Raw genomic sequence first — 21,480 nt, 5'->3', positions numbered from 1 at the left:
ACCCGGATTCCGGGGAAATTCGCCGCCTGTCAGCCCGGGCGCGGCGCGCATCGTCGCGCGACTGTCACATAGCTGTGATCCAACAACGCCGTCGGCGTGTTTCGGCATGCCTGCTCGCAGATCGTCACAGGGGAGATCAAACGATGACCTTTCGCGCGCTGACCACGTCGTCAGCCCTTATCTGTCTTGCCGTGCCCGCCTCGGCGCAGGAGATGAATTTCAACCGAATCGCGTCCTTCATGGTCGCAGAGAACCTGCCCGACGCCGAAGAGACCTCGGCCGAGATCATCGACGCGACCGCCGATGGCATGACGCTGGTCTATACCGACAGCCCCGGCGGCTCGATCGGGTTCATCGACATCACCGACCCGGCCAACCCGGTCGCCGCAGGTGTCTTCATGCCCGACGGAGAGCCGACCTCGGTCGCCGTGACCGGCAATTACGCGCTGGCCGGTGTGAACACCTCCGAAAGCTACACCGACCCCTCGGGCTACCTGGTCGAGATCGACGTCACTACCCAGGAGGAAGTCGGCCGCTGCGATCTGCCCGGTCAGCCCGACAGCGTGGGGATCGCCCCCGACGCGTCCTTCCTTGCCGTCGCCATCGAGAATGAGCGGGACGAGGATCTGGGCGATGGCCGCGTGGGCCAGATGCCCGGCGGCTCCGTCTTCATGGTGGACCTGACCGCGGAGGGCGCGCTTGACTGCGACACCGCGCGCGTTGCCGACATCACCGGGCTTGCCGATATCGCGCCCGAAGATCCGGAGCCGGAATTCGTATCGATCAACGCCGAGAACGAGGTCGTCGTCACTCTGCAGGAAAACAACCACATCGTGGTCCTGTCCTCCGCGGGCGAGGTTCTGAGCCACTTCTCCGCCGGTGAGGTCACGCTCGAAGGTGTCGATACCGAAGAGGAAGGCGCGCTTGCCTTCTCGGACACGATCACCGTCCCGCGCGAGCCCGACAGCATCACCTGGATCGACAACACGCATTTCGCCATGGCCAATGAAGGCGACATGGATGGCGGCTCGCGCGGCTGGACGATCTTCAGCCAGGACGGCGATGTCGTCTACGAAAGCGGCACCTCTTTCGAACATGCCATCATCGAGGTGGGCCACTATCCCGAAGAACGCTCCGGCAACAAAGGCGTGGAGCCCGAAAGCGTGACCTTCGACACCTTCGGCGGCACGCCCATGCTGTTCGTCGGCGCGGAGCGGTCCTCGATCGTGGGCGTCTACGACATCACCGATCCCGCAGCCCCCGTCCTGTCGCAGCTTTTGCCCTCGGGCATCGGGCCCGAAGGCTACGTGACCATCCCCGAGCGCAACCTGCTGGTGTCCGCGAACGAGACCGACGACGCGGGCGCCCGCGCGCATGTCATGCTCTTCGAATATCAGGAGGCGCCTGCCACCTACCCGCATCTCACCTCCGCCGGGATGGATGAGCTGACGGGCTGGGGCGCGATCTCGGGTCAGGTCATGGCCGAGGACGGCACCATCTTCGCCGTCTCCGACAGCTTCTACGGCATGCAGCCCACGATCTTCCACATCGACGTGTCGCAAAGCCCGGCGCGGATCGTGGATGCCATCCGCGTCACCCGCGAAGGCCAGCCCGCGCAGCTGATGGACATGGAGGGCATTGCGCTCGATGGCGAAGGCGGCTTCTGGATTGCATCCGAAGGCCGGTCCGACCGTCTCGTGCCGCATGCGATCTACCACGTGAATGGCGAAGGCGGGATCGAGGATTACATCGCCCTGCCCGACGATCTTCTCGCGGTCGAGCGGCGCTTCGGCTTCGAGGGCATCACGCGGGTGGACGACATGCTCTATATCGCGGTGCAGCGCGAATGGCGCGACGATCCCGACAATCGTGCCAAGGTTCTGGGCTACAATCTCGGCACCGAAGAATGGTCCGTGATCCACTACCCGCTGACCGATCCCGAAACCGGATGGGTGGGCCTGTCCGAGATCGTGGCCCATGGCGAGCATGTCTATTTCATCGAGCGTGACAACCAGCACGACAGCCGTGCGGTGACCAAGCAGATCACGCGCGTGCCGATGTCCGCGATGGACGCGATGGTCAGCCTCGGCGAAACCCCTGCCGTGCTTGAGCCCGAACAGGTCGTCGATCTTCTGCCGCACCTGACGGCGACCGGCGGCTACGTGCTCGACAAAGTCGAAGGTCTGGCCATTGCCGAAGACGGCACGATGTGGGTGTCGACCGACAATGACGGCGTCGACGACCATTCCGGCGAGACGATGTTCTTCGCGATCGATCCGCGCTGACCGGAGAGCGCTACCCGTCAGAGGCTCCGAACCCTTCGCGGTTCGGGGCCTCCTTTTTTGGCCGGACGGCATGCGACCATTACGGGTGCGCAGCTACCATCCGCCCTATAACGTTCCCCAATCCGCGCCTGTTCGACACGGCAGGCGCGGGGCGCGATCCGAAACTCAGACAGGCACAAAAACATGACGCACCCGGACAAAGCGCAGGGCAACGCGGCCGAGGTTTTCGCCGCCTTCCTCAAGCTCGGCCTGACATCCTTCGGCGGACCCATCGCGCATCTGGGATATTTCCGGGACGAATTGGTGACACGGCGCGGCTGGCTCTCCGATGCGGCCTATGCCGATCTCGTGGCTTTGTGCCAGTTCCTGCCCGGTCCCGCCTCGAGCCAGGTGGGCTTTGCCCTGGGGCTGATGCGCGCGGGATGGCTGGGAGCGCTCGCCGCGTTCACGGCCTTCACCCTGCCCTCCGCCCTCATCCTCGTGGTCTTTGCCATGACAGCAACCGCGATCACCGGGCCGATTGGGGCGGGCGCCCTCGACGGTCTGAAGATCGTGGCGGTGGCGATCATCGCGCAGGCGGTCTGGGGCATGTCGCGCACGCTTTGTCCCGACCGGGCGCGGGCCGGCATCGCGGTCGCGGCGGTGGCCATCCTGGCCTTTCTTCCCGGCGCCATCGGCATGGTCGGGGCTATCGTGATAGGTGCGCTGTCCGGCCTGATCCTCGGGCGCGGCACCAGAAGCGACGCGCGACATCCCGTCTCCATGCCCGTTACGCGCTGGCAGGCGATCTCATGCCTCGCCGCTTTCGTCGCGCTACTGATCCTTCTGCCAATCGTCGCGGGCGGCTCACAAACCCTGGCCGTGATCGACGGGTTCTACCGTTCCGGCGCGCTGGTCTTCGGCGGGGGGCACGTGGTCCTGCCGCTTCTCGAGGCGGAAACCGTCGCACCGGGCTGGGTGTCGCCCGAAACATTTCTGGCAGGCTATGGCGCGGCGCAGGCCGTGCCGGGGCCGCTTTTCACCTTCGCGGCCTATCTCGGCGCGGTGCTTGGCCCGGAGCCGAACGGGCTGCCCGGTGCCGCCCTCGCGCTGGCGGCGGTGTTCCTGCCGGGCTTTCTGATACTGGCGGGGCTCTTGCCCTTCTGGGACCGCTTGCGCGCGATGTCTGCTGCGCAATCGCTGATGCAGGGCGCCAACGCGGCGGTCGTCGGCATCCTTGCCGCCGCGCTCTATTCGCCCGTGTTCACCAGCGCCGTGATAGACATGCGGGATTTCACCCTGGCCGTTCTGACCTTCGTGCTTCTGGTGATGTGGAAGATGCCGCCCTGGATCGTGGTGGGTTTTGCAGCCTTGGCCGGTGCCGGTTTGGCTCTGGTGCCCTGACCCAAGGCGTTGAACTGCCGACAAGATCGCGGCGGCGCGGAAGCATGATGCATTCGTCCTGTCCAAGCCAGCCGATGCCACCAGATCGCCCCTGCCGATTGCGCATAGACCTGCGCGCAAAACGAGGTCTGCCCATGTCGCTGGCAGGTGCCCGGAAAAAAGGCTTTAAGTGTCATCAGTTTTTTACAAAAGTGTCACGGGACTGAAGCAGCCCCTGCCTAATGGGGCGCAGTACGTAAAACACAGGGAATGCCATGAAGACGTTCACCACTCTCACCGCCGTCGCGATTCTTGCAGCTGCTGCAGGGCCCGCCGCCGCCGAATTCACCCTGGGCGACCGCTATGTCGACAATGACGGCGACCTGATCGCTGACATCCCCACCGACGAATCCGAGCTGATCGATCCCGACACGCTGATCTTCGCCTACACGCCGGTGGAAGATCCCGCCGTCTATGCGGAAGTGTGGCAGGGTTTCCTCGATCACATGGCAGAAGTTACCGGCAAGAACGTTCAGTTCTTCCCCGTTCAGTCCAACGCCGCCCAGATCGAGGCGATGCGCGCGGGCCGTCTGCATGTTGCGGGCTTCAACACCGGCTCGAACCCGCTGGCCGTGGCCTGCGCCGGCTTCCGCCCCTTCGCCATGATGGCGGCCGAGGACGGCTCCTTCGGCTACGAGATGGAAATCATCACCTATCCCGGATCCGGCATCGAGACGGTGGAAGACCTCAAGGGTCAGAGCCTCGCCTTCACCTCCGAGACCTCCAACTCGGGCTTCAAGGCACCCTCGGCGATCCTGAAAGCAGAGTTCGGCCTCGAAGCGGGCACCGATTTCGAAGCCACCTTCTCGGGCGCGCATGACAGCTCGATCCTCGGTGTCGCGAACCAGGACTACACCGCGGCTTCGATCGCCAACTCGGTCAAGAGCCGGATGCTCGACCGCGAAGTGGTGACCGAGGATCAGCTCAAGGTGGTCTACACCTCGCAGACCTTCCCCACCACGGGCTACGGCACGGCGCACAACCTGACGCCCGAGCTGCAGGACGCGATCCGCGAAGCCTTCTTCAGCTTCGAGTGGGAAGGCTCGGCCCTCGCGGAAGAGTTCAACCGCAACGGTGAAGACCAGTTCATCGAAATCACCTTCCAGGACGACTGGTCGGTCATTCGCACCATCGACGAGGCCAACGGCGTCGTTTACGAGTGTAACTGATCCGATCAACCCAAAGTCGGATGCGGGTGGCCCAGTGCCGCCCGCATTCCTTTTGTGTCAGAGGCCCTGCCATGCTGAAGCTCGAAGGTCTGTCCAAGACCTACAAAACCGGTGACGCCGCGCTGAGCGATGTCACGCTCGATATTCCCAAAGGCCAGATCGTCGGACTGATCGGCCCGTCGGGTGCCGGTAAATCCACGCTGATCCGCTGTATCAACAGGCTGGTCGAACCCACCGGCGGCAAGGTGCTGCTGGGTGATGTGGACCTTGCGAGCCTCGGCAAGGCGGATCTGCGGCGCCAACGCCGTCGCATCGGCATGATCTTTCAGGAATACGCCCTCGTCGAACGTCTGACGGTGATGGAGAACGTGCTGTCCGGACGTCTCGGCTATGTCTCGTTCTGGCGCAGCTTCATGCGCCGCTATCCGGCCCGCGACGTGCAGGAAGCCTACCGCCTTCTCGACCGCGTGGGCCTGATGCACCAGGCCGACAAGCGCGCCGACGCGCTTTCGGGCGGTCAGCGCCAACGGGTCGGCATCGCGCGCGCCCTGGCCCAGGAGCCAGAGCTCTTGCTGGTGGACGAACCGACGGCCAGCCTCGATCCCAAGACATCCCGGCAGATCATGCGTCTGCTGACCGAAATCTGCGCGGAGCGCGGCTTGCCTGCCATCGTCAACATCCATGACGTGCCCCTCGCCCAGCAATTCATGGAGCGCATTGTGGGTCTGCGCGCAGGCCGCGTGGTCTTCGACGGTCCCCCGACCGAGCTGACCGAAAGCGTGCTCACCACGATCTACGGCGAGGAAGACTGGAACGCGATGCGCCAGGGCGACGAGGAACAGAACGCGGCCGAAGCCGATGCGCGCGACCGGATGGCGGCGCTGGCCCAATGAGCGCGCAATCCTATCCCAAGACGTGGCGGCGCCCGCCACAGATCGTCAAGGACCGCCGCTGGCGCATTGCGCTGCAGCTCGGCATCCTCCTTTATCTCGTGCTTGCCGTCGGCTCGGTCGAGGTGGACTGGGAGCGCGTCTCCATCGGCCTCGAACGCGGGCAGCGGTTCATCATGGGCTTCCTGCAACCCGACTTCACCAGCCGCTGGAACGATATCGCGCGCGGGCTCGTGGAAAGCCTGACCATGACGCTGACCTCGACGGTCATCGGCGTGCTGATCTCCGTGCCGATCGGCATTGGCGCAGCCAGCAACCTGGCGCCCAAATGGATCTACTACATCTGCCGCTCGATCATCGCGGTCAGCCGCGCGCTGCAGGAGATCATCATCGCGATCTTCCTCGTGGCGATGTTCGGCTTCGGACCGTTCGCGGGCTTTTTGACCCTGAGTTTCGCCACGATTGGCTTTCTGGCCAAGCTTCTCGCCGATGACATCGAAGAGATCGACGAGACACAGGCCGAGGCGATCCGCTCGACCGGCGCTTCCTGGTGGCAATTGGTGAATTATGCCGTGCAGCCCCAGGTCATGCCGCGCCTCATCGGTCTGTCGCTCTACCGGCTCGACATCAATTTCCGCGAAAGCGCGGTGATCGGGATCGTCGGCGCAGGCGGGATCGGGGCCACGCTCAACACCGCCATCGACCGGTACGAATATGACAGCGCCGGGGCCATCCTGCTCATCATCATCGGCATCGTGATGATCGCCGAATACGGCTCCAGCTACCTGCGGAAGTTCCTGCAATGACCGAGATCACGCATTACAGCCAGACCTGGACGCATCGCACGCCGCGCAAGCGCCTGTTCCTGTGGGCCGGATGGGTGGCGCTTGTCGCGCTGTTCCTCTGGTGCTGGCAGATCATGACCGAAAGCACGATCTGGGCCTTCGTCTGGGACGCGCCGCGCCAGGCCGCCGATATCGGCTCCCGGATGCTGCCGCCGCGCCTGTCCTACGTGCCGGAATTGCTGGTGCCCATGTGGGACACGCTGAACATCGCCACTCTGGGCACGATTGCCGGGGTGATCATGGCGGTGCCGGTGGCCTTCCTGGCCGCGCGCAACACCACGCCCTCCGCACGTATCCTGCGGCCCATCGCGCTTTTCATCATCGTGGCGTCGCGCTCGATCAACTCGCTGATCTGGGCGCTGCTTCTCGTGGCGATCATCGGCCCGGGCATCCTTGCGGGGATCGTCGCCATCGCGCTCCGCTCCATCGGGTTCGTGGGCAAGCTGCTTTACGAGGCGATCGAGGAAACCGACGCCCGCCAGATCGAGGCGGTCCAGGCCACCGGCGCCAGCGGCCCGCAGGTTCTGAATTACGGCATCGTCCCGCAGATCATGCCCGCCTTCTGGGGCATTTCGGTCTTCCGCTGGGACATCAATATCCGCGAAAGCACCATCCTCGGGCTCGTGGGCGCCGGGGGCATCGGGCTGAAGCTGCAAGCCTCGCTCAACGTGCTCGCATGGCCGCAGGTCACGGTGATCCTTCTTCTGATCCTGGGCACGGTCGTGGTCAGCGAATGGGTGTCCGCCAAGGTGCGGCGCGCGATCATTTGACCCCGGAAGACGCCTTTTCCGCCTACGAGGCCGTCCGTCACCGCCTGCCCCACACAAGGGGCAGGCGCGCGGCCGAGCCTGCCCAAACACTCGACGATCTGGCGGATCGCTTCGACGTGTTCCTGCTCGACGCCTTCGGGGTGCTGAATATCGGGGAGCGCGCCATCCCCGGCGTCGTCGACCGCATCGCGGGTCTTCAGGCCCGCGGCAAGCGCTGCGTCGTCGTCACCAATGCCGCAGGCTACCCGCATGCGATGCTCATGTCGCGCTATGCGCGGCTTGGCTATTCCTTCGCCCCCGAGGACGTGATCTCGAGCCGCAAGACCTTGCTCGCGGCCCTGCGCGCCGCACCGCGTCAAAGCTGGGGGATGATGGCCACGCAGCGCTTCGGTCTCGATGACCTCGAAGGGCTGGATGTCACATTCCTCGGCGAAGACCCCTCGGTCTACGATGCCGTCGATGGCTTCCTGCTGCTGGGCTCCGCCGAATGGACCGAGGCGCGGCAGGCCCTGCTGGAGGACGCCTTGCGCATCCGCCCGCGCCCCGTCTGGGTCGGCAATCCCGATATCGTGGCCCCGCGCGAGGATGGCTTTTCCATCGAGCCGGGGCATTTCGCCCATCGCCTCGCAGATGCCACGGGCGTGGAGCCGCAATTCTTCGGCAAGCCCTTCGGCAATATCTACGATCTGACCTTCGCGCATCTGGGACCCGTGGACAGATCGCGCGTCGTGATGGTTGGCGACAGCCTGCACACGGATATCCTTGGCGGGCAAACGGCCGGGATCGCCTCGGCGCTGGTCCTGACACATGGCTTTTTCGAGCGGTCGGATGCAGGCGAAGCGATGCGCCGGGCGGAGATCTATCCCGACTTCGCGCTCGTGACGCCCTGACCCCTGCGACGCGGCCCTGCCGGATCGCGCACGGGGCCCGTCGAGACCGCGATCAGCGGCCCGGCAGCCACAGTGCAAGATCCGGGAACAGGATCAGCAGCACCACCAGAAGCAGCGAGCAGCCGATGAAGGGCAGCGCGGAGGTGTAGATCTCGCGCATAGTCGTCTGCGGTGGCGCCACCCCCTTCATCACGAAAAGCAACAATCCGAATGGCGGCGTGGTGAAACTAATTTCGAGCGCCAGAAGCATGATCAACCCGAACCACACCGGATCGAAGCCAAGCGTCGCGGCCAGCGGGAAGAAGATCGGCACGGTCAGCAGCATCATCGAAATCTGCTCCATGAACATGCCGAGGATCAGCAGGACGCCGAACATCACCAGAAGCATCGCGATGGGAGCAAGCTCGTATCCCGTGGCCCAGTCGATCAGCCCGCGCGAGGCGCCCGAAAAGGCCAGAAGCTGGCTGAACGTGGCCGAGCCGAAGACGATGAGATAGGCCATCAGCGTCACCTTGAGGGCGCCCACGATGGATTTCCTGAGGCTCTCCCATGTCAAACCGCGATAGATCACGGCGAGGATCAGAACACCCAGCGCCCCGAAGGCCGCGGCTTCCGACGGGGTGAAGAGCCCGCCGATCATGCCGAAGATCGTCAGCACCATCACCGACAGCATCGGCACCACGTCGCGCAGGATCAGTTTCACTTTCTGTGTGAGGCTCAGCTCCTCCACCTCGTAGGCGGGTGCCGCGGAGGGATCCATTTTCGTCTGCAACCAGATGAGCCCGATATAGAGACAGGCCAGGATCAGCCCGGGAATGACGCCTGCGATCAGAAGCGCACCGACGTCGATCTGCGCCAGTGTCGCCAGCAGGACCGCCAGCGCCGAGGGCGGGATGATGATCGCAAGCCCGCCCGTGCCAAGGATCGGCCCCACGGACATATGGGTCTTGTAGCCCCGCGCGTTCATCTCGGGCACCATCAGGCTGCCCAAGAGCGCGGTCGATCCCATGGACGATCCCGAAAGCGTGGAAAACCCGGTGCCGCCGATGACTGTGACATAGGACAGGCGCCCCGGCAGACGGCCCAGAAGTTTGTCGATGGCGTTGAACATCCGCGCACCGAGCCCGGTGAAGAAGAAGATCTCGCCCATCAGCAGGAACAGCGGGATGGGCACCAGCGCGAAGCTCGTCAGCGATCCGAACCCGTTATTGAGAAGCTGCGTGATGCCCGCCTCGCCGCCCATGAACACCCAGGCGCCCACGATATTGGCGGCAAGGAATGCCAGCGCCACAGGCATGCCGATCCCCATGAGGAGCATGATCGTGCCCAGAAGGACACCGAGGGCCGCGTACCATTCCATTACTCGCTGACCCCCGCTTCACCGGAATGCAATAGCTCGGGCCCGAAGACGAAGCGCGCGAATTCCACCGCCATGAGCGTGAACGAGATCGGGAAGGAGATCGTCAGGATCCATTTCGGCGTGAAATAGGCGCGGACGTCGAAATCGTTCCGCTCGATATTGGTGAGGAACAGCTCCAGCCCCTTCCAGGCGAGGATGACCGCGACAAGAACGCAAATCGCGGCGACGAGCCGGCTGACCAGCGCCTGCGCCGCCTCGGGCAGGGCCGCGGTCAGAAGCTCGATATGCACATGGCCTTTTTCCCGCACGAGCCAGGGCGCGCCCAGCATCGTCATGTAGAGCAACGCATATTCCGACGAGGTGAACAGCCAAGCGAAAGGCTGAACCCCGAGGTTGCGCATGGTGACGGAGACCACGACCGACACCATCAGCCAGATCAGCATGCCCCCCGCAATGATCGCCATCAGCGTCAGGAACGCGTCATAGGCCCGTATGATGTGCCGCATATCTGCCCCGCCTTATGGGAATGTGTCGGGGCCGCCCGAAGGCGACCCCGCGCCCGTTTCATAACCGGTCTTATTCGCCGGCTTTTTCGAGGTCGTAGAAGAGCTCGATCAGGGTGTCGTAGTTCTCAAGACCCATCGGGTGCTGTTGCATCTGCTCTTCCATGCGCGCCCAGGTCTTTTCGCGCGCGGCGGCCAGGTAATCGGCCCGCGCCTGCCCTTCGAGTTCAACGACTTCCATGCCCTGCTCTTCCAGCGCGGCGAAGTCTTCGTCCCGCTTCGATTTCAGCGCCTCGACGGAGGCTGCCTCATGCGCGATGGCCTGATCCTGCAGGATCGTCTTGGCCTCGTCGCTGAGCCCTTCCCAGGTCTCGAGGTTCACGATCACGCCCAGATCGGTGGAGAAGAAGCACGGCTCGATCCGGTAGTTCAGGAACTCGTTCCACTTGAGATCAATGAGGCCGATCTGCGTCCAGCCCGTGGCATCCACGACACCCCGCTCCAGCGCCGAGTAGACATCGGTCGTCGGCAGGTCGATCACCTGGGCACCCAGATAATCGGTGAAGAAGGCGTTATAGACCGCATTCCCGCGCAGCTTCAGGCCCGACACGTCGAGATTGCCACCCTCATCGAGCGTCGGCGCGTCGCGGGTCCAGAGGTTGTAGCAGACGCCGCTGTCGAACCAGCCCAGGTACTTCACGCCCATCTTTTCCTGGTGGATGGAGTCGATCAGCTCCGTGCCGCCATTCTCGCGCGTCTCGATGGCCGTCAGGTTCGAGGCGACGAGCGCATCCTTCTCGGGCAGCGCGCCCGCGTAGAACGAACCGGGCGTGTAGACCATGTCCACGACGCCGTTGCGCACGGCATCGGGCTGCTGGAACATGCCGATGGCCTCGGGGCCGCCGCGCACGTCGATCTGGATCACGCCTTCGCCGGCCGCGTTCACCTTCTCCACGAAGTCCAGAAAGCTCTGCGTGTAGATCAGCGTCTCCGGGAAGGCATGCACGGCGGTGATCGTCTGTTCCTGCGCCTGGGCCGCCACGGTCAACGCCAATGTGGAGGCCAGCGCGCCACCGATCAGGGTCATCTTCATATCGTCTCTCCTTGTCAGATGCGGCGGGTCGGACCGCTGCCTTTGGTTGGTTTTTTCTGGGGTCGGTTTGTCCGACCTCGTCTTGGCACGCCCGAAGGCGCGCGATTCATACCTGCCGGGGCCATGCCCAGGCGGATTGCGTTGCCCGTTCGGCGCGGAAGGCGGCGATGTCATCGAGATGCGCACGGGTCAGGTCGATATCGTCCCAGCCATTGATCAGCTTCTCGGCCCAGAGCCGCGGCAGATTGAAGGCATAGCGCGTGTCGTTCACGCGCAACTCCGCCGCATCGAGATCGACGGAGATCGTGGCCGTGCCCGTCCCCATCGCGGCGAGGATTTCGTCGGTTTCCGCCACCCGCGCAGGCAGCAGGCCGTTATTCACTGCATTGCCCGCGAAGATATCAGCGAAGCTTTCGGCGATCACGACCCGGATGCCCGCATCGACGAGCGCATAGACCGCCGCCTCTCGCGACGAGCCACAGCCGAAATTCGGCCCCGCCACGAGCGCGCCCGCTTCCGGGTGGCGATCGAGCGGGAAATCGGCATCACCCTCGCGCAGATCGCGCATCAGGTACTGCCCATAGCCCTCGGACCGGCTCGCCGACATGAACCGCGCCGGGATCAGCTGATCGGTGTCGATATCGGCCCGCGGCAAGGCCACCGCCAAGCCCTTGTATGTATTCCACCCCGCCATCAGAGCCGCCCCGCCATCAGGGGCCGCGCATCGGTGAGCGTGCCGGTCACCGCCGCTGCCGCGACCATGACGGGCGACATCAGATGCGTGCGCGCACCCTTGCCTTGCCGCCCGCGGAAATTGCGGTTGGTGGAGGAAGCGCAGCGCTTGCCCGCTGCAACGAGATCGCCGTTCATGCCGACGCACATCGAACAGCCCGAGGCGACCCAGTCGAGGCCGGCCTCGCGGAAAACGGTATCAAGCCCCTCGCCCTCGGCCTGCGCGCGCACCAGCATGGAGCCGGGGCTGACCACACCCGGCACCTTCGCGCGGCGGCCCTTGAGGATGGCGGCCGCGGCGCGCAGATCCTCGATCCGGGCATTGGTGCAAGAGCCAAGAAAGACCTGATCGACGGGCGTACCGTCCAACTTCTGGCCCGGCGCCAGGCCCATATAGGCGATGGCGGCCTCCGCGGCCTCGGCCCGGGCGCCCGTCAATGTCGCGGGGTCCGGCACGGCCTCGGTGATGGGAAGCGCCTGCTCGGGCGTGGTGCCCCATGTCACCGTGGGTGCGATCTCGCCCGCGTCGAAGCGCGCCTCCTTGTCGAAATGCGCCTCCGCGTCGCTGTGCAACCCGGCCCAATCAGCAAGGGCTTCGTCCCAGAGCGCGCCATCGGGCGCGAAGGGGCGAGCTTTCACATAATCGAAGGTTGTCTGATCGGGCGCGATCATCCCGAACCGTGCGCCGCCCTCGATCGAGAGGTTGCAGAGCGTCATCCGCCCTTCCATCGACAGCGCCTCGATGGCGGAGCCTGCATATTCGACCGCATGACCCGCCGCCCCGGATGTCCCGAGCTTTGCGATCCAATGCAGCGCGATGTCCTTGGCGGTCACACCCGGACCCAGCGCGCCCTCGACCACGATCCGCATGGCGCGCGGCTTGACCTGCCAGATCGTCTGCGTGGCCAGCACATGCGCGACCTGCGTGGCCCCGATCCCGAAGGCAAGCGCCCCGAAGGCGCCATGGGTGGAGGTATGGCTGTCGCCGCAATTGATCAGAAGACCCGGCAGCGTCAGACCCTGCTCGGGGCCCAGCACATGCACGATGCCCTGTCGCGGGTCCCGCAGACCGAAAAGCTGCACGCCATGGGCGGCGGTATTTTTCTCCAGCCTGTCCAGCATCTTGGCGATATCCGGATCGGCGATATGATCGCGCGACCGCGTCGGCGCGTAATGATCCGCCACGCCAAAGGTCAGGCCCGGCTCGGCGACCTTCATGCCGCGCTCCGCGAGCTTGGCGAAGGCATGGTGCGATCCCTCATGGACGAGGTGCCGATCCACCCAGAGAAGCGAGGCCCCGTCGGCGTTGCGCTTGATCTCGTGGGCCGACCAGAGCTTGTCGAGAAGCGTGGCACTCATGCGCCCCCCTCCCCGTGATCGCCCACCACGGGCTCCCAATGGCGGCCCGTGCCTTCGCCCACCCGCGTCAGGTCCATCTCAAGCTGGAACCGGTCGGGCCGGTAGAGCGCCGAGAGGTATTCCACCCCGCGCCCGTCCGCATCGCGCACCACGCGGCGCAGCCACAAAAGGGCCGATCCCGTCGAAATGCCCAGCGCCTCGGCCACGTCGGGCGCAGCCAGGGTCGCGCTGACCGTCTGATGCGCGGTATCGACGCGCACGCCGGACCGCTCAAGGAGTTGATAAAGCGGCGTATTGGCGAGATCCGCCTCGGAATAATTGGTCGCGATATCCTCGGGCACATGGGTCGTCAGGTGCGAGAAGGGCTGCCCGTCCGCCATGCGCACGCGCACCGCCGTCTGCATGCGCGTCCCCGGCGCGACCTGCATTGCCGCCGCGACCGGCTCCGGCGCGGCCCCGTAGGAAAAGGACAGAAGCCGCGCGGAATGGCGTCCCATCTCGACGATCTGCGGGATCAGCGACGTGACATCGGCGGCCATGGCCCCGGCCGCCGCGTTCCCCAGCACCTTGGTGCCGCTTCCCGCGCGCCGGGCGACCAGCCCATCCGCTTCCAGCGCCTCCAGCGCCCGGCGGATCGTCACCCGGCTGACCTCGTATCGCTCCGTCAGGCGTTGCTCGCCCGGCAGCATGGACCCCGGCGCGCAGAGACCCGACGTGATGTCGTCGCGCAGAAGCAGGTAGACCCTTCGGGCCTTGCCACCTTCCGGAAGACTGGAACGCACCTCGTCGCGCATCTGCACCTCTCGATTCGCCTCCGACCGTACCGCGCTCGCCTTCAAAAGCAAGAAATTTGTATGCAAATAAATTCTTGATTTGTCACTTACGCACCAATAATCCTGTCCTATAAAAGATACAAATGCAGGGATGGATTAGTGCCGATACTCGAACTGCACCTGCTCAGGGGCTATGACGACGACGCCAAACGCCGCCTTGCGGAGGGCCTCACGGATACCGTGCGCACCGTCGTGCCCGCCGATCCCGAGGCGATCACGATCATGATCCACGAACGCGATCCGAGCCAGTACATGCGGGGGCGGACACATCGCAGCGGCGCCCCGGCCCTGCCGGATCCCTGCCAGATCGTGCGCGAATACCTCGATGCGATGGAGGCGCGCGACCTGGCATCCGCCGAGGCGATGCTCGGCCCCGACTTCACCATGACCTTTCCGGGCAGCGGGCCGATGAGCACCCTGCAGGAGCTGATCGACTGGTCCGCCCCGCGCTACCGGTTCGTACGCAAAACCTACGAGGGCTTCGACCTTGCGCCGACGCCCGGCCCGGCGGTGGTCTATGCCCGCGGCACCCTCTCGGGCGAATGGCCGGATGGCACCGCCTTCGACGGGATCCGCTTCATCGACCGGTTCGAACTGACCCGGGGCCGGATCACCAAACAGGACGTCTGGAACGACATCGCGGAGGTGCGACCATGAGCGACATGACCGAAATCGACCCGATCACGCTGGCCGTGCTGGCGGGCCGGATGGAGCAGATCGCCGACGAGATGGACGCGACGCTCTTCCGGTCGGCCTTCAACCCGATCATCGCCGAGGCGCATGACGCGAGCCACGGCCTTTACCATGCGGAAACGGGCGACACGCTGGTGCAGGGCAAGTCCGGCCTGCCGATCTTTGTGGGCGTGATGTCCTTCGCGGTGAAGGCGGTGATCGAAAAGGTGGCGCGCGACGGACACGATCTGCGCGACGGCGATATCTACATTTTCAACGACGCGCATATGGGCGGCACGCATCTCAACGACATGCGGCTGGTGCGGCCCTATTTCCGCGATGGCAAGCTGTTTTGCTGGCTGGCCTCGGTCGGCCATTGGCACGATCTGGGCGGCGGCGCGCCGGGCAATTACAACCCCGCCGCCAAGGATGCCTTCCAGGAGGCCTTCGTGCTGCCGCCCGTGCGCCTCGCCCGCGCCGGCGAGATCAATCAGGACGTCATTGACATTCTGATGCGCAATACCCGCCTGCCGCAATCGGCAGAAGGTGATCTGAACGGGCAGCTGGGCGCGCTCGACCTCGGGCAGAAGCGCATGGACGAGCTGCTCGATGAATATGGCGGGCCGATTGTGGGCGCCGCCCTCGACGCGCTGTCCGAACGCGCCGAGACGTTGATGCGAGCGGAGCTCGAAGCCCTGCCCGATGGCCGCTGGGAGGCGGAGGATTTCCTCGACAATGACGGCATCTCGCCCGAGCCGCTGCCCATTCGCGTGGCGCTCGAGATCGAGGGCGACCGCATGGTCCTCGATTTCACGGGCACCGCAGACCGCTGTCAGGGCCCGGTGAACATCGCCCTGCCGACCGCCGTGGCCACAGCCTATGTGGCGATCAAGCACATCTTCCCGAGCCTTCCGGCCAATGCGGGCGTCATGCGCCCTATCGACGTGAAAATCCCCGAAGGCTCGCTTCTGGCGGCCGATTTCCCCGCGCCCGTCGGCGGCTATACCGAGACGATCATGCGCATGATCGACGTGATCTTCTCGGCGGCCGCGCAGGCCGCACCCGACCGGGTCGTCGCCAATGCCTATGGCACGATCAACGCGCTTTCCATCGCCGGGCGCAGGAAGAACGGCCAGCCCTGGGTGATGTTCTCTTTCTATGGTGGCGGGCACGGGGCCAGCATCGAGTCGGACGGCCTGAACCACGGCAACGCGCCCATCTCCACCGCGACGATCCCGCCGATGGAGATCCTGGAGGCCGCCTATCCGGTGATGTTCAAGCAATGGGCGCTGCGCCCCGACAGCGCCGGGCCGGGCATGCATCGCGGCGGGCTCGGGGCCACCTACGAGATCGAAGTGCTGGAAGAAAACGGCGCCGAGGCGTTCCTTTTCGGCGAACGCGGCAGCTTCCCGCCCAAAGGTGTGGCGGGCGGGGGCGACGGCGCCATGAACGGCTTCGCCTACGAGACCGAGGATGGCTGGGCGCAACCACCCATGGTCTCCAAGATGCGCGGCATCCAGTTGAAACAGGGCCAATCCGTGCGGCTCGACACGCCCGGAGGCGGCGGCTACGGGCCCGCCTCTGACCGACCGGCGGCGGAGGTCGCGCGCGACGTGGCGCAGGGCTTTCTGTCGGCTGACAAGGCCACAGCCCTTTACGGCCCCGCATGGCAGGAGGTGCACGCATGAGCGGCAAACGCATGATCGGAGTCGATGTGGGCGGCACCTTCACGGATGTCTTCGTCCTCGACGAGGCCACCGGCAAGGCCTCCGTGGCAAAGGTGCCCACCACGCGCCCCGACCAGTCGGGTGGCTTTCTCGACGGGATCGGACGCGAGGTCGCGGACCTCTCGACCGTGTCGGTGGTGATCCACGGCACGACCGCCGGGACCAATGCGCTGATCGAACGCAAGGGCGCCAGGATCGGCGTCATCACCACTGAAGGCCTGCGCGACGTGCTTGAGATGCGCCGCCGCGACCGTCCCCGCACCTGGGGTCTGCGCGGGGATTTCGAACCCGTCGTACCGCGCGAATTGCGTCTCGAAGTGCCCGAACGCACGCTGGCGGACGGCACGATCCGCACGGCGGTCGATCTGGATGCGGTGCGCCGCGCGGCGCGGGCGCTCATCGACGCCGGCTGCCAGGCAGTCGCCGTGCTTTTCGCGAATGCCTATGCCAACCCGGAGAACGAGGCGAAAGCCGTCGAGGCCGTGCGCGCGCTCTGGCCAAACCCGCATGTCTCCGCCTCCTCGGAAATCCTGCCGGAAATCCGCGAGTTCGAACGCTTCTCCACCACCGCGCTCAACGCCTATCTGCAGCCCGAGGTGTCGGGCTACCTGCACCGGCTCGACAATGCGCTGCGCGACGGCGGCTTCGGGTCGGAATTCATGATCGTGCAGTCAAACGGCGGTGTCATGGGGATCGAAACGGCCTGCGAGCTGCCGATCCGCACTGCCCTGTCCGGCCCCGCCGCGGGCGTGATCGCCGCCGGGCACATTGCGACGGAGGCAGGCTTTCCGGACGTCATCACCGGCGATATGGGCGGCACCTCCTTTGATGTCTCGCTCATTGCGGGCGGCCAGTCGATGCTGGCGCCCGAGACCTCCATCGATTTCGGCATGGTCGTGCGCACGCCGATGATCGAGATCACCACGATCGGCGCGGGCGGCGGTTCCATCGCCTGGGTCGACAAGGGGGGCCTTCTGAATATCGGCCCCGAAAGCGCAGGCTCCACCCCCGGCCCCGTGGCCTACGGGCAGGGCAATACGCGACCCACCGTGACGGATGCCAACGTGGTCCTTGGCCGGATCGATCCGGACAATCCCATCGGCGGCAAGCTTGAGCGGCTGGACGTGGAAGCCGCGGGCCGGGCCATCGACGAACATGTGGGCGGGCCCCTGGGCCTTGGCACCCATGCGGCCGCCGAGGCCATCCTGCGCGTCGCCAATTCGCGCATGGCAGGCGCCATTCGCCTCGTCTCCATCGAGCGGGGCTTCGATCCAGAGCGCTTCGCCTTCATGCCCTTCGGCGGCGGCGGCGCGCTGCATACGGGTGCGATGCTGGCCGATGTGGGGATCGGACGCGCCATCGTGCCGCGCTATCCCGGTGTGACCTCGGCGCTTGGCTGCGTCATCGCGGATATGCGGCAGGATTTCGTGCAGACGATCAACGCGACGGTCGATGCGCTGGACGTAGCAGCCCTCGGCGACTTCATGCAGGCGCATGTGGATCAGGGCACACGCATGCTCGACGCCTCGGCCTCCGAGTTCGAAGCGCGCGAGACCGTCTTTGAGCTCGACATGGCCTATGTCGGCCAGACCCATACCGTCGCCGTACCGATCCCGGTGACGATCAACTCAGGCAAGGTCACGCCGCCCACGCGCGCGCAGATCACCGAGGCCTTCGACAGCGCCTATCACGCCGCCTATGGTCGTCTTCTCAAGACCGGCACGCGGCGGGTGATGAACCTGCGTTCGGCGGTGATCGGCAAGCGGCCCAAATTCGACCTGACGACGCTGGCGCCTGAAGGCGGCGACATGGATGCGGCGCTCAAGGGCCACCGCAAGGTGCATTTCGGCACTGATTGGCACGAGACCGCGATCTATGACCGGCTCGCCCTCCCTGTGGGCGCGTTGATCCCCGGCCCCGCGATCCTGGAGCAGGCCGATACGACTGTCCTGATCGAGCCCGACCTTCAGGGCGAGGTCGACCGGTTCGGCAACACCATCATCACAGCCAAGGAAGGTTGAGCCATGGAGCATCCCTTCGATCCCAAACGCACGGCGCTTCTGACCATCGATCTGCAGAACGACTTCCTGCATGAGGACGGCGCCTACGGGCGCGCCGGTCAGGGCGCGGACAGCATCACCGCCCTGCCCGCCCGGATCGCACCCCTGCGCGACGCCCTGCGCGCCGCAGGCGGCACCTATATCTCGGCGCAGTTCACGCTGGTCCCCGGTCCCGGTGGCGAGCCGCTGATCGCACCGCACCTTAAGGCGCTGCGGCCCTTCCTCGGCAAGGGGGATTTCGCGCCGGGCGAATGGGGTCATGGGCTGGTCGATGCGCTGGCGCCTGCCGATTACACCGTCGAGAAGGTCGCCTATTCCGCCTTCTACCAGACGCGGCTCGAGTACATTATGCGCGCGCTCGACCTCGATACGATCATATTGGGCGGGATCGTCACGAATGGCGGTGTCGCCTCCACGCTGCGCGATGCGCATCTGCGGAATATCGACACGATCCTGCTGAAAGACGGCTGTGCCGCCTTCAAACCCGAGGTGCATGAGGCAACGCTTCTGTCGCTCGGGTCGCTGGGATCGCAGATGACCTGCGCCGAGGCGATCCAGATGATCGGAGAGGCGACATGAGCCTGCGCACCCGCCTGCAATCGCAGAAGATCCTCACCGCGCCCGGCATCTATGACGGGCTGACCGCCGCGCTCGCCGCCGAGGCCGGGTTCGAGGCGCTTTATCTCTCGGGCGCGGCCGTTGCCTATACCCGGCTCGGGCGGCCCGATATCGGGCTGTCGACCGCGTCCGAGATGACCGACACGATGGCGCTGATTGCGGACCGTGTGGATTTGCCGGTGATCATCGACGCCGACAATGGATTCGGCAACGCGCTCAATGCCCAACGCACCATGCGGATGTATGAACGCGCGGGCGCCGCCGCCCTGCAGGTCGAGGATCAAAGCTATCCCAAGCGCTGCGGGCACCTGAAGGACAAGTCTCTGATCTCCAAATCCGAAATGGCGGGCAAGATCGCCGCCATGGCCGATACCCGCGCCTCGGACGAGACGCTGATCATCGCGCGCACCGACGCCATCGCCGTCGACGGGATCGAGGCCGCGATCGACCGGGCGGAGGCCTATATCGAGGCGGGCGCCGATGCGCTCTTCATCGAAGCACCCCGATCGCTCGACGAGATGAAGCGCATCACCGCGACGTTCGGCGACCGCATCCCGCTGCTGGCGAACATGGTCGAGGGCGGTGCGACCCCCATTTCCTCTGCCACGGATCTCGAAGCGCTCGGCTTCTCCATCGCGATCTTCCCGGGCGGGATCGTGCGCGCGCTGGCCAAGACGGCGCAAGCCTATTACGCGAGCCTCGCCACACATGGATCGAACAAACCCTTCGCGGGGAATATGTTCGATTTCAACGGTTTGAACGATGTGATCGGCACGGATGCGATGCTCGCCGAGGGCGCGCGCTGGGAGGGCAAGGATGGCTGAGATCGCGCCCACGCCCGACGCCTTCGACTTCGAGGTCGAGACGCTCATCGTGGGCGGCGGCGCCTGCGGGATGGTGGCCGCACTGTCCGCGCATGAAGCCGGGCAAGAGGTATTGGTGGTCGAGGCTGATCCCGTGCCGCAGGGCTCGACGGCGCTGTCGGCGGGGCTGATCCCGGCCGCCGGGACCAGCTTTCAGACCGCGGCAGGGATCGCGGATGACCCTGCGTTCTTCGCCGCCGACATCCAGAAGAAAGCCAAGGGCGAAAACGATCCCGCCCTCGTCGACGCGCTGGCCCGAGGGGCGGCCCCGGCCATCGACTGGCTGGCGGAGCGCTTCGATCTGCCCTTCTCGGTCGTGACCGATTTCGACTATCCCGGCCATTCGCGGCGGCGCATGCACGGCCTTCCGTCGCGTGCGGGCCGCGAGTTGATCGACCGCCTGCGCGCCACGGTCGAAGCGCAGGAGATCATGGTGATCTGCGAACGCCGCGCGACCGTGCTGCATCACGACGCCCGGCGCATCACCGGCGTCACCCTCACTCGGCCCGATGGCGCGACGGAGACCGTCGGCTGCGCCAAGCTGATCCTCGCCTGCAACGGGTTCGGCGGCAATCGCGCCATGGTGACCGAACACATGCCCGAAATCGACAGCGCCGTCTGGTTCGGCCATGACGGCAATCGCGGCGAGGCGGTGGAATGGGGCGCAGCGCTCGGGGCCGCGACCCGGCATCTCGGGGCCTATCAGGGGCACGGCAATGTCGCGCATCCGCATGGCATCCTCATCACTTGGGCCGTGATCGGCGAAGGCGGCGTGCAGGTGAATCGCGACGGCGCGCGGTTCTGGGACGAGAGCCAGGGCTATTCCGAGGCCGCGCGGGCGGTGCTCGGCCAACCCGGCGGCGAGGCCTTCTCGATCTTCGATGCCCGCATCGCCGGGATCGCGCGCCAATTCGAGGATTTCCGCAATGCCGAGGCGCAGGGCGCGGTGAAGACCGCCGAGACGCTGGGGGGTCTGGCGGAAGCGCTCGGCCTACCCGCGGAGGCGCTGGCGCAAACCCTCGCCGCGATCCCTTCCGAGGGGGAGGACGCCTTCGGACGCAGCTGGGCGGGCCAGCGGCTGGGGCCGCCGTTCTGCGGGGTGCGTGTCACAGGCGCGCTGTTTCACACCCAAGGCGGACTTGAGACCGACGGGACAGGCCGCGTGATCGGCAAGGATGGGGCACCTTTCCCGAACCTCTTCGCGGCAGGCGGTGCCGCCTGTGGCGTGTCCGGATCAGGGGATTCGGGATATCTTTCGGGCAACGGGCTTTTGGCGGCCGTTGTGCTGGGGCGCGCTGCGGGGGCGGCGGCGGTCTGAACGCGCATCTTTCAAACGCGCGCCGCTAACCTCTTGTTTGCCAAATGAAGCGACGTTGAAAGCGCCTGCCC

Annotated in this window: 19 protein-coding genes; 13 read left to right on the top strand and 6 right to left on the bottom strand. The window is 65.6% G+C overall.

Annotated features, from left to right (window positions below):
* Positions 1–143: 143 nt before the first annotated feature.
* From FIV09_RS03255 to FIV09_RS03225, 7 genes are all read left to right on the top strand, one after another.
* The gene (locus tag FIV09_RS03255; RefSeq protein WP_152448645.1) at positions 144–2,285 is read left to right on the top strand and encodes an esterase-like activity of phytase family protein; all 2,142 of its coding nucleotides are present in this window, start codon (positions 144–146) and stop codon (positions 2,283–2,285) included.
* A 183-nt stretch (positions 2,286–2,468) separates the two neighbouring features.
* Positions 2,469–3,668, top strand: a complete 1,200-nt coding sequence (chrA, locus tag FIV09_RS03250; protein ID WP_152448644.1) for a chromate efflux transporter — start codon at positions 2,469–2,471, stop codon at positions 3,666–3,668.
* A 254-nt stretch (positions 3,669–3,922) separates the two neighbouring features.
* Positions 3,923–4,876 (top strand): phosphate/phosphite/phosphonate ABC transporter substrate-binding protein, encoded by a 954-nt coding sequence (gene phnD / locus FIV09_RS03245; protein WP_152448643.1) that lies wholly within the window; start codon positions 3,923–3,925, stop codon positions 4,874–4,876.
* 71 nt (positions 4,877–4,947) lie between these two features.
* Positions 4,948–5,769 carry a phosphonate ABC transporter ATP-binding protein gene (gene phnC, locus FIV09_RS03240; RefSeq protein WP_152448642.1) on the top strand — a complete coding sequence of 274 codons (822 nt, stop codon included), beginning with the start codon at positions 4,948–4,950 and terminating at the stop codon, positions 5,767–5,769.
* Positions 5,766–6,572 (top strand): phosphonate ABC transporter, permease protein PhnE, encoded by an 807-nt coding sequence (phnE, locus tag FIV09_RS03235; protein ID WP_152448641.1) that lies wholly within the window; start codon positions 5,766–5,768, stop codon positions 6,570–6,572. The genes phnC and phnE (FIV09_RS03235) overlap by 4 nt, the downstream gene beginning before the upstream one ends.
* The gene (gene phnE, locus FIV09_RS03230) at positions 6,569–7,381 is read left to right on the top strand and encodes a phosphonate ABC transporter, permease protein PhnE (RefSeq protein WP_152448640.1); all 813 of its coding nucleotides are present in this window, start codon (positions 6,569–6,571) and stop codon (positions 7,379–7,381) included. The genes phnE (FIV09_RS03235) and phnE (FIV09_RS03230) overlap by 4 nt, the downstream gene beginning before the upstream one ends.
* A complete protein-coding gene (locus tag FIV09_RS03225; protein ID WP_152448639.1) occupies positions 7,345–8,271 on the top strand; it encodes an HAD-IIA family hydrolase in 927 nt (308 codons plus the stop codon). Before phnE (FIV09_RS03230) ends, FIV09_RS03225 begins: the two co-directional genes overlap by 37 nt.
* 52 nt (positions 8,272–8,323) lie before the next feature.
* Here the strand turns inward: FIV09_RS03225 and FIV09_RS03220 are convergent, their stop codons facing one another.
* The 6 genes from FIV09_RS03220 to FIV09_RS03195 all read right to left on the bottom strand — a co-directional run bounded on the left by FIV09_RS03220 (position 8,324) and on the right by FIV09_RS03195 (position 14,112).
* The gene (locus FIV09_RS03220; protein WP_152448638.1) at positions 8,324–9,631 is read right to left on the bottom strand and encodes a TRAP transporter large permease subunit; all 1,308 of its coding nucleotides are present in this window, start codon (positions 9,629–9,631) and stop codon (positions 8,324–8,326) included.
* Entirely contained in the window at positions 9,631–10,137 is a 507-nt protein-coding gene (locus FIV09_RS03215) for a TRAP transporter small permease (protein WP_152448637.1), read from the bottom strand. Before FIV09_RS03215 ends, FIV09_RS03220 begins: the two co-directional genes overlap by 1 nt.
* Before the next feature lie 70 nt (positions 10,138–10,207).
* A complete protein-coding gene (dctP, locus tag FIV09_RS03210; protein WP_152448636.1) occupies positions 10,208–11,227 on the bottom strand; it encodes a TRAP transporter substrate-binding protein DctP in 1,020 nt (339 codons plus the stop codon).
* Positions 11,228–11,333: 106 nt separating this feature from the next.
* Positions 11,334–11,921 (bottom strand): 3-isopropylmalate dehydratase small subunit, encoded by a 588-nt coding sequence (gene leuD, locus FIV09_RS03205; RefSeq protein ID WP_152448635.1) that lies wholly within the window; start codon positions 11,919–11,921, stop codon positions 11,334–11,336.
* Positions 11,921–13,318: a 3-isopropylmalate dehydratase large subunit gene (gene leuC / locus FIV09_RS03200; RefSeq protein ID WP_152448634.1), complete on the bottom strand. Its 1,398-nt coding sequence runs from the start codon at positions 13,316–13,318 to the stop codon at positions 11,921–11,923. The genes leuD and leuC overlap by 1 nt, the downstream gene beginning before the upstream one ends.
* Positions 13,315–14,112, bottom strand: a complete 798-nt coding sequence (locus FIV09_RS03195; RefSeq protein ID WP_152448633.1) for a GntR family transcriptional regulator — start codon at positions 14,110–14,112, stop codon at positions 13,315–13,317. Before FIV09_RS03195 ends, leuC begins: the two co-directional genes overlap by 4 nt.
* Positions 14,113–14,250: 138 nt before the next feature.
* Here FIV09_RS03195 and FIV09_RS03190 point away from each other — a divergent pair, with 138 nt between their 5' ends.
* Genes FIV09_RS03190 through FIV09_RS03165 form a run of 6 tightly spaced genes read left to right on the top strand, consistent with a single transcriptional unit; the run spans position 14,251 to position 21,409 of the window.
* A complete protein-coding gene (locus FIV09_RS03190; protein ID WP_152448632.1) occupies positions 14,251–14,808 on the top strand; it encodes a nuclear transport factor 2 family protein in 558 nt (185 codons plus the stop codon).
* A gap of 5 nt (positions 14,809–14,813) precedes the next feature.
* On the top strand, positions 14,814–16,511 hold the full coding sequence (locus FIV09_RS03185) for a hydantoinase B/oxoprolinase family protein (protein ID WP_152452323.1): 1,698 nt from the start codon (positions 14,814–14,816) through the stop codon (positions 16,509–16,511).
* Positions 16,508–18,571 carry a hydantoinase/oxoprolinase family protein gene (locus FIV09_RS03180; RefSeq protein WP_152448631.1) on the top strand — a complete coding sequence of 688 codons (2,064 nt, stop codon included), beginning with the start codon at positions 16,508–16,510 and terminating at the stop codon, positions 18,569–18,571. The genes FIV09_RS03185 and FIV09_RS03180 overlap by 4 nt, the downstream gene beginning before the upstream one ends.
* Before the next feature lie 3 nt (positions 18,572–18,574).
* On the top strand, positions 18,575–19,189 hold the full coding sequence (locus FIV09_RS03175; protein ID WP_152448630.1) for a cysteine hydrolase family protein: 615 nt from the start codon (positions 18,575–18,577) through the stop codon (positions 19,187–19,189).
* Positions 19,186–20,052 carry an oxaloacetate decarboxylase gene (locus FIV09_RS03170; protein ID WP_152448629.1) on the top strand — a complete coding sequence of 289 codons (867 nt, stop codon included), beginning with the start codon at positions 19,186–19,188 and terminating at the stop codon, positions 20,050–20,052. Before FIV09_RS03175 ends, FIV09_RS03170 begins: the two co-directional genes overlap by 4 nt.
* Complete coding sequence (locus tag FIV09_RS03165) at positions 20,045–21,409, top strand: FAD-dependent oxidoreductase (protein ID WP_152448628.1); 1,365 nt, start codon at positions 20,045–20,047, stop codon at positions 21,407–21,409. The genes FIV09_RS03170 and FIV09_RS03165 overlap by 8 nt, the downstream gene beginning before the upstream one ends.
* The last annotated feature ends 71 nt before the right edge of the window (positions 21,410–21,480 follow it).

This window comes from Roseivivax sp. THAF197b (genome assembly GCF_009363255.1).
Lineage (GTDB): Bacteria > Pseudomonadota > Alphaproteobacteria > Rhodobacterales > Rhodobacteraceae > Roseivivax.
Note: the sequence above shows the minus strand (reverse complement) of the source record. Positions and strands in the feature narration are given on the sequence as shown.

Bases quoted from the DNA above. Each gene is read 5' to 3' on its own strand.
- phnE (WP_152448641.1), top strand. From the start codon at position 5,766: ATGAGCGCGCAATCCTATCCCAAGACGTGGCGGCGCCCGCCACAGATC.
- leuC (WP_152448634.1), bottom strand. From the start codon at position 13,318: ATGAGTGCCACGCTTCTCGACAAGCTCTGGTCGGCCCACGAGATCAAG.
- FIV09_RS03220 (WP_152448638.1), bottom strand. From the start codon at position 9,631: ATGGAATGGTACGCGGCCCTCGGTGTCCTTCTGGGCACGATCATGCTC.
- chrA (WP_152448644.1), top strand. From the start codon at position 2,469: ATGACGCACCCGGACAAAGCGCAGGGCAACGCGGCCGAGGTTTTCGCC.
- phnC (WP_152448642.1), top strand. From the start codon at position 4,948: ATGCTGAAGCTCGAAGGTCTGTCCAAGACCTACAAAACCGGTGACGCC.
- dctP (WP_152448636.1), bottom strand. From the start codon at position 11,227: ATGAAGATGACCCTGATCGGTGGCGCGCTGGCCTCCACATTGGCGTTG.
- FIV09_RS03255 (WP_152448645.1), top strand. From the start codon at position 144: ATGACCTTTCGCGCGCTGACCACGTCGTCAGCCCTTATCTGTCTTGCC.
- FIV09_RS03185 (WP_152452323.1), top strand. From the start codon at position 14,814: ATGACCGAAATCGACCCGATCACGCTGGCCGTGCTGGCGGGCCGGATG.
- FIV09_RS03215 (WP_152448637.1), bottom strand. From the start codon at position 10,137: ATGCGGCACATCATACGGGCCTATGACGCGTTCCTGACGCTGATGGCG.
- FIV09_RS03180 (WP_152448631.1), top strand. From the start codon at position 16,508: ATGAGCGGCAAACGCATGATCGGAGTCGATGTGGGCGGCACCTTCACG.
- FIV09_RS03225 (WP_152448639.1), top strand. From the start codon at position 7,345: ATGGGTGTCCGCCAAGGTGCGGCGCGCGATCATTTGACCCCGGAAGAC.
- FIV09_RS03175 (WP_152448630.1), top strand. From the start codon at position 18,575: ATGGAGCATCCCTTCGATCCCAAACGCACGGCGCTTCTGACCATCGAT.
- FIV09_RS03170 (WP_152448629.1), top strand. From the start codon at position 19,186: ATGAGCCTGCGCACCCGCCTGCAATCGCAGAAGATCCTCACCGCGCCC.
- leuD (WP_152448635.1), bottom strand. From the start codon at position 11,921: ATGGCGGGGTGGAATACATACAAGGGCTTGGCGGTGGCCTTGCCGCGG.
- FIV09_RS03195 (WP_152448633.1), bottom strand. From the start codon at position 14,112: ATGCGCGACGAGGTGCGTTCCAGTCTTCCGGAAGGTGGCAAGGCCCGA.
- phnE (WP_152448640.1), top strand. From the start codon at position 6,569: ATGACCGAGATCACGCATTACAGCCAGACCTGGACGCATCGCACGCCG.
- FIV09_RS03165 (WP_152448628.1), top strand. From the start codon at position 20,045: ATGGCTGAGATCGCGCCCACGCCCGACGCCTTCGACTTCGAGGTCGAG.
- phnD (WP_152448643.1), top strand. From the start codon at position 3,923: ATGAAGACGTTCACCACTCTCACCGCCGTCGCGATTCTTGCAGCTGCT.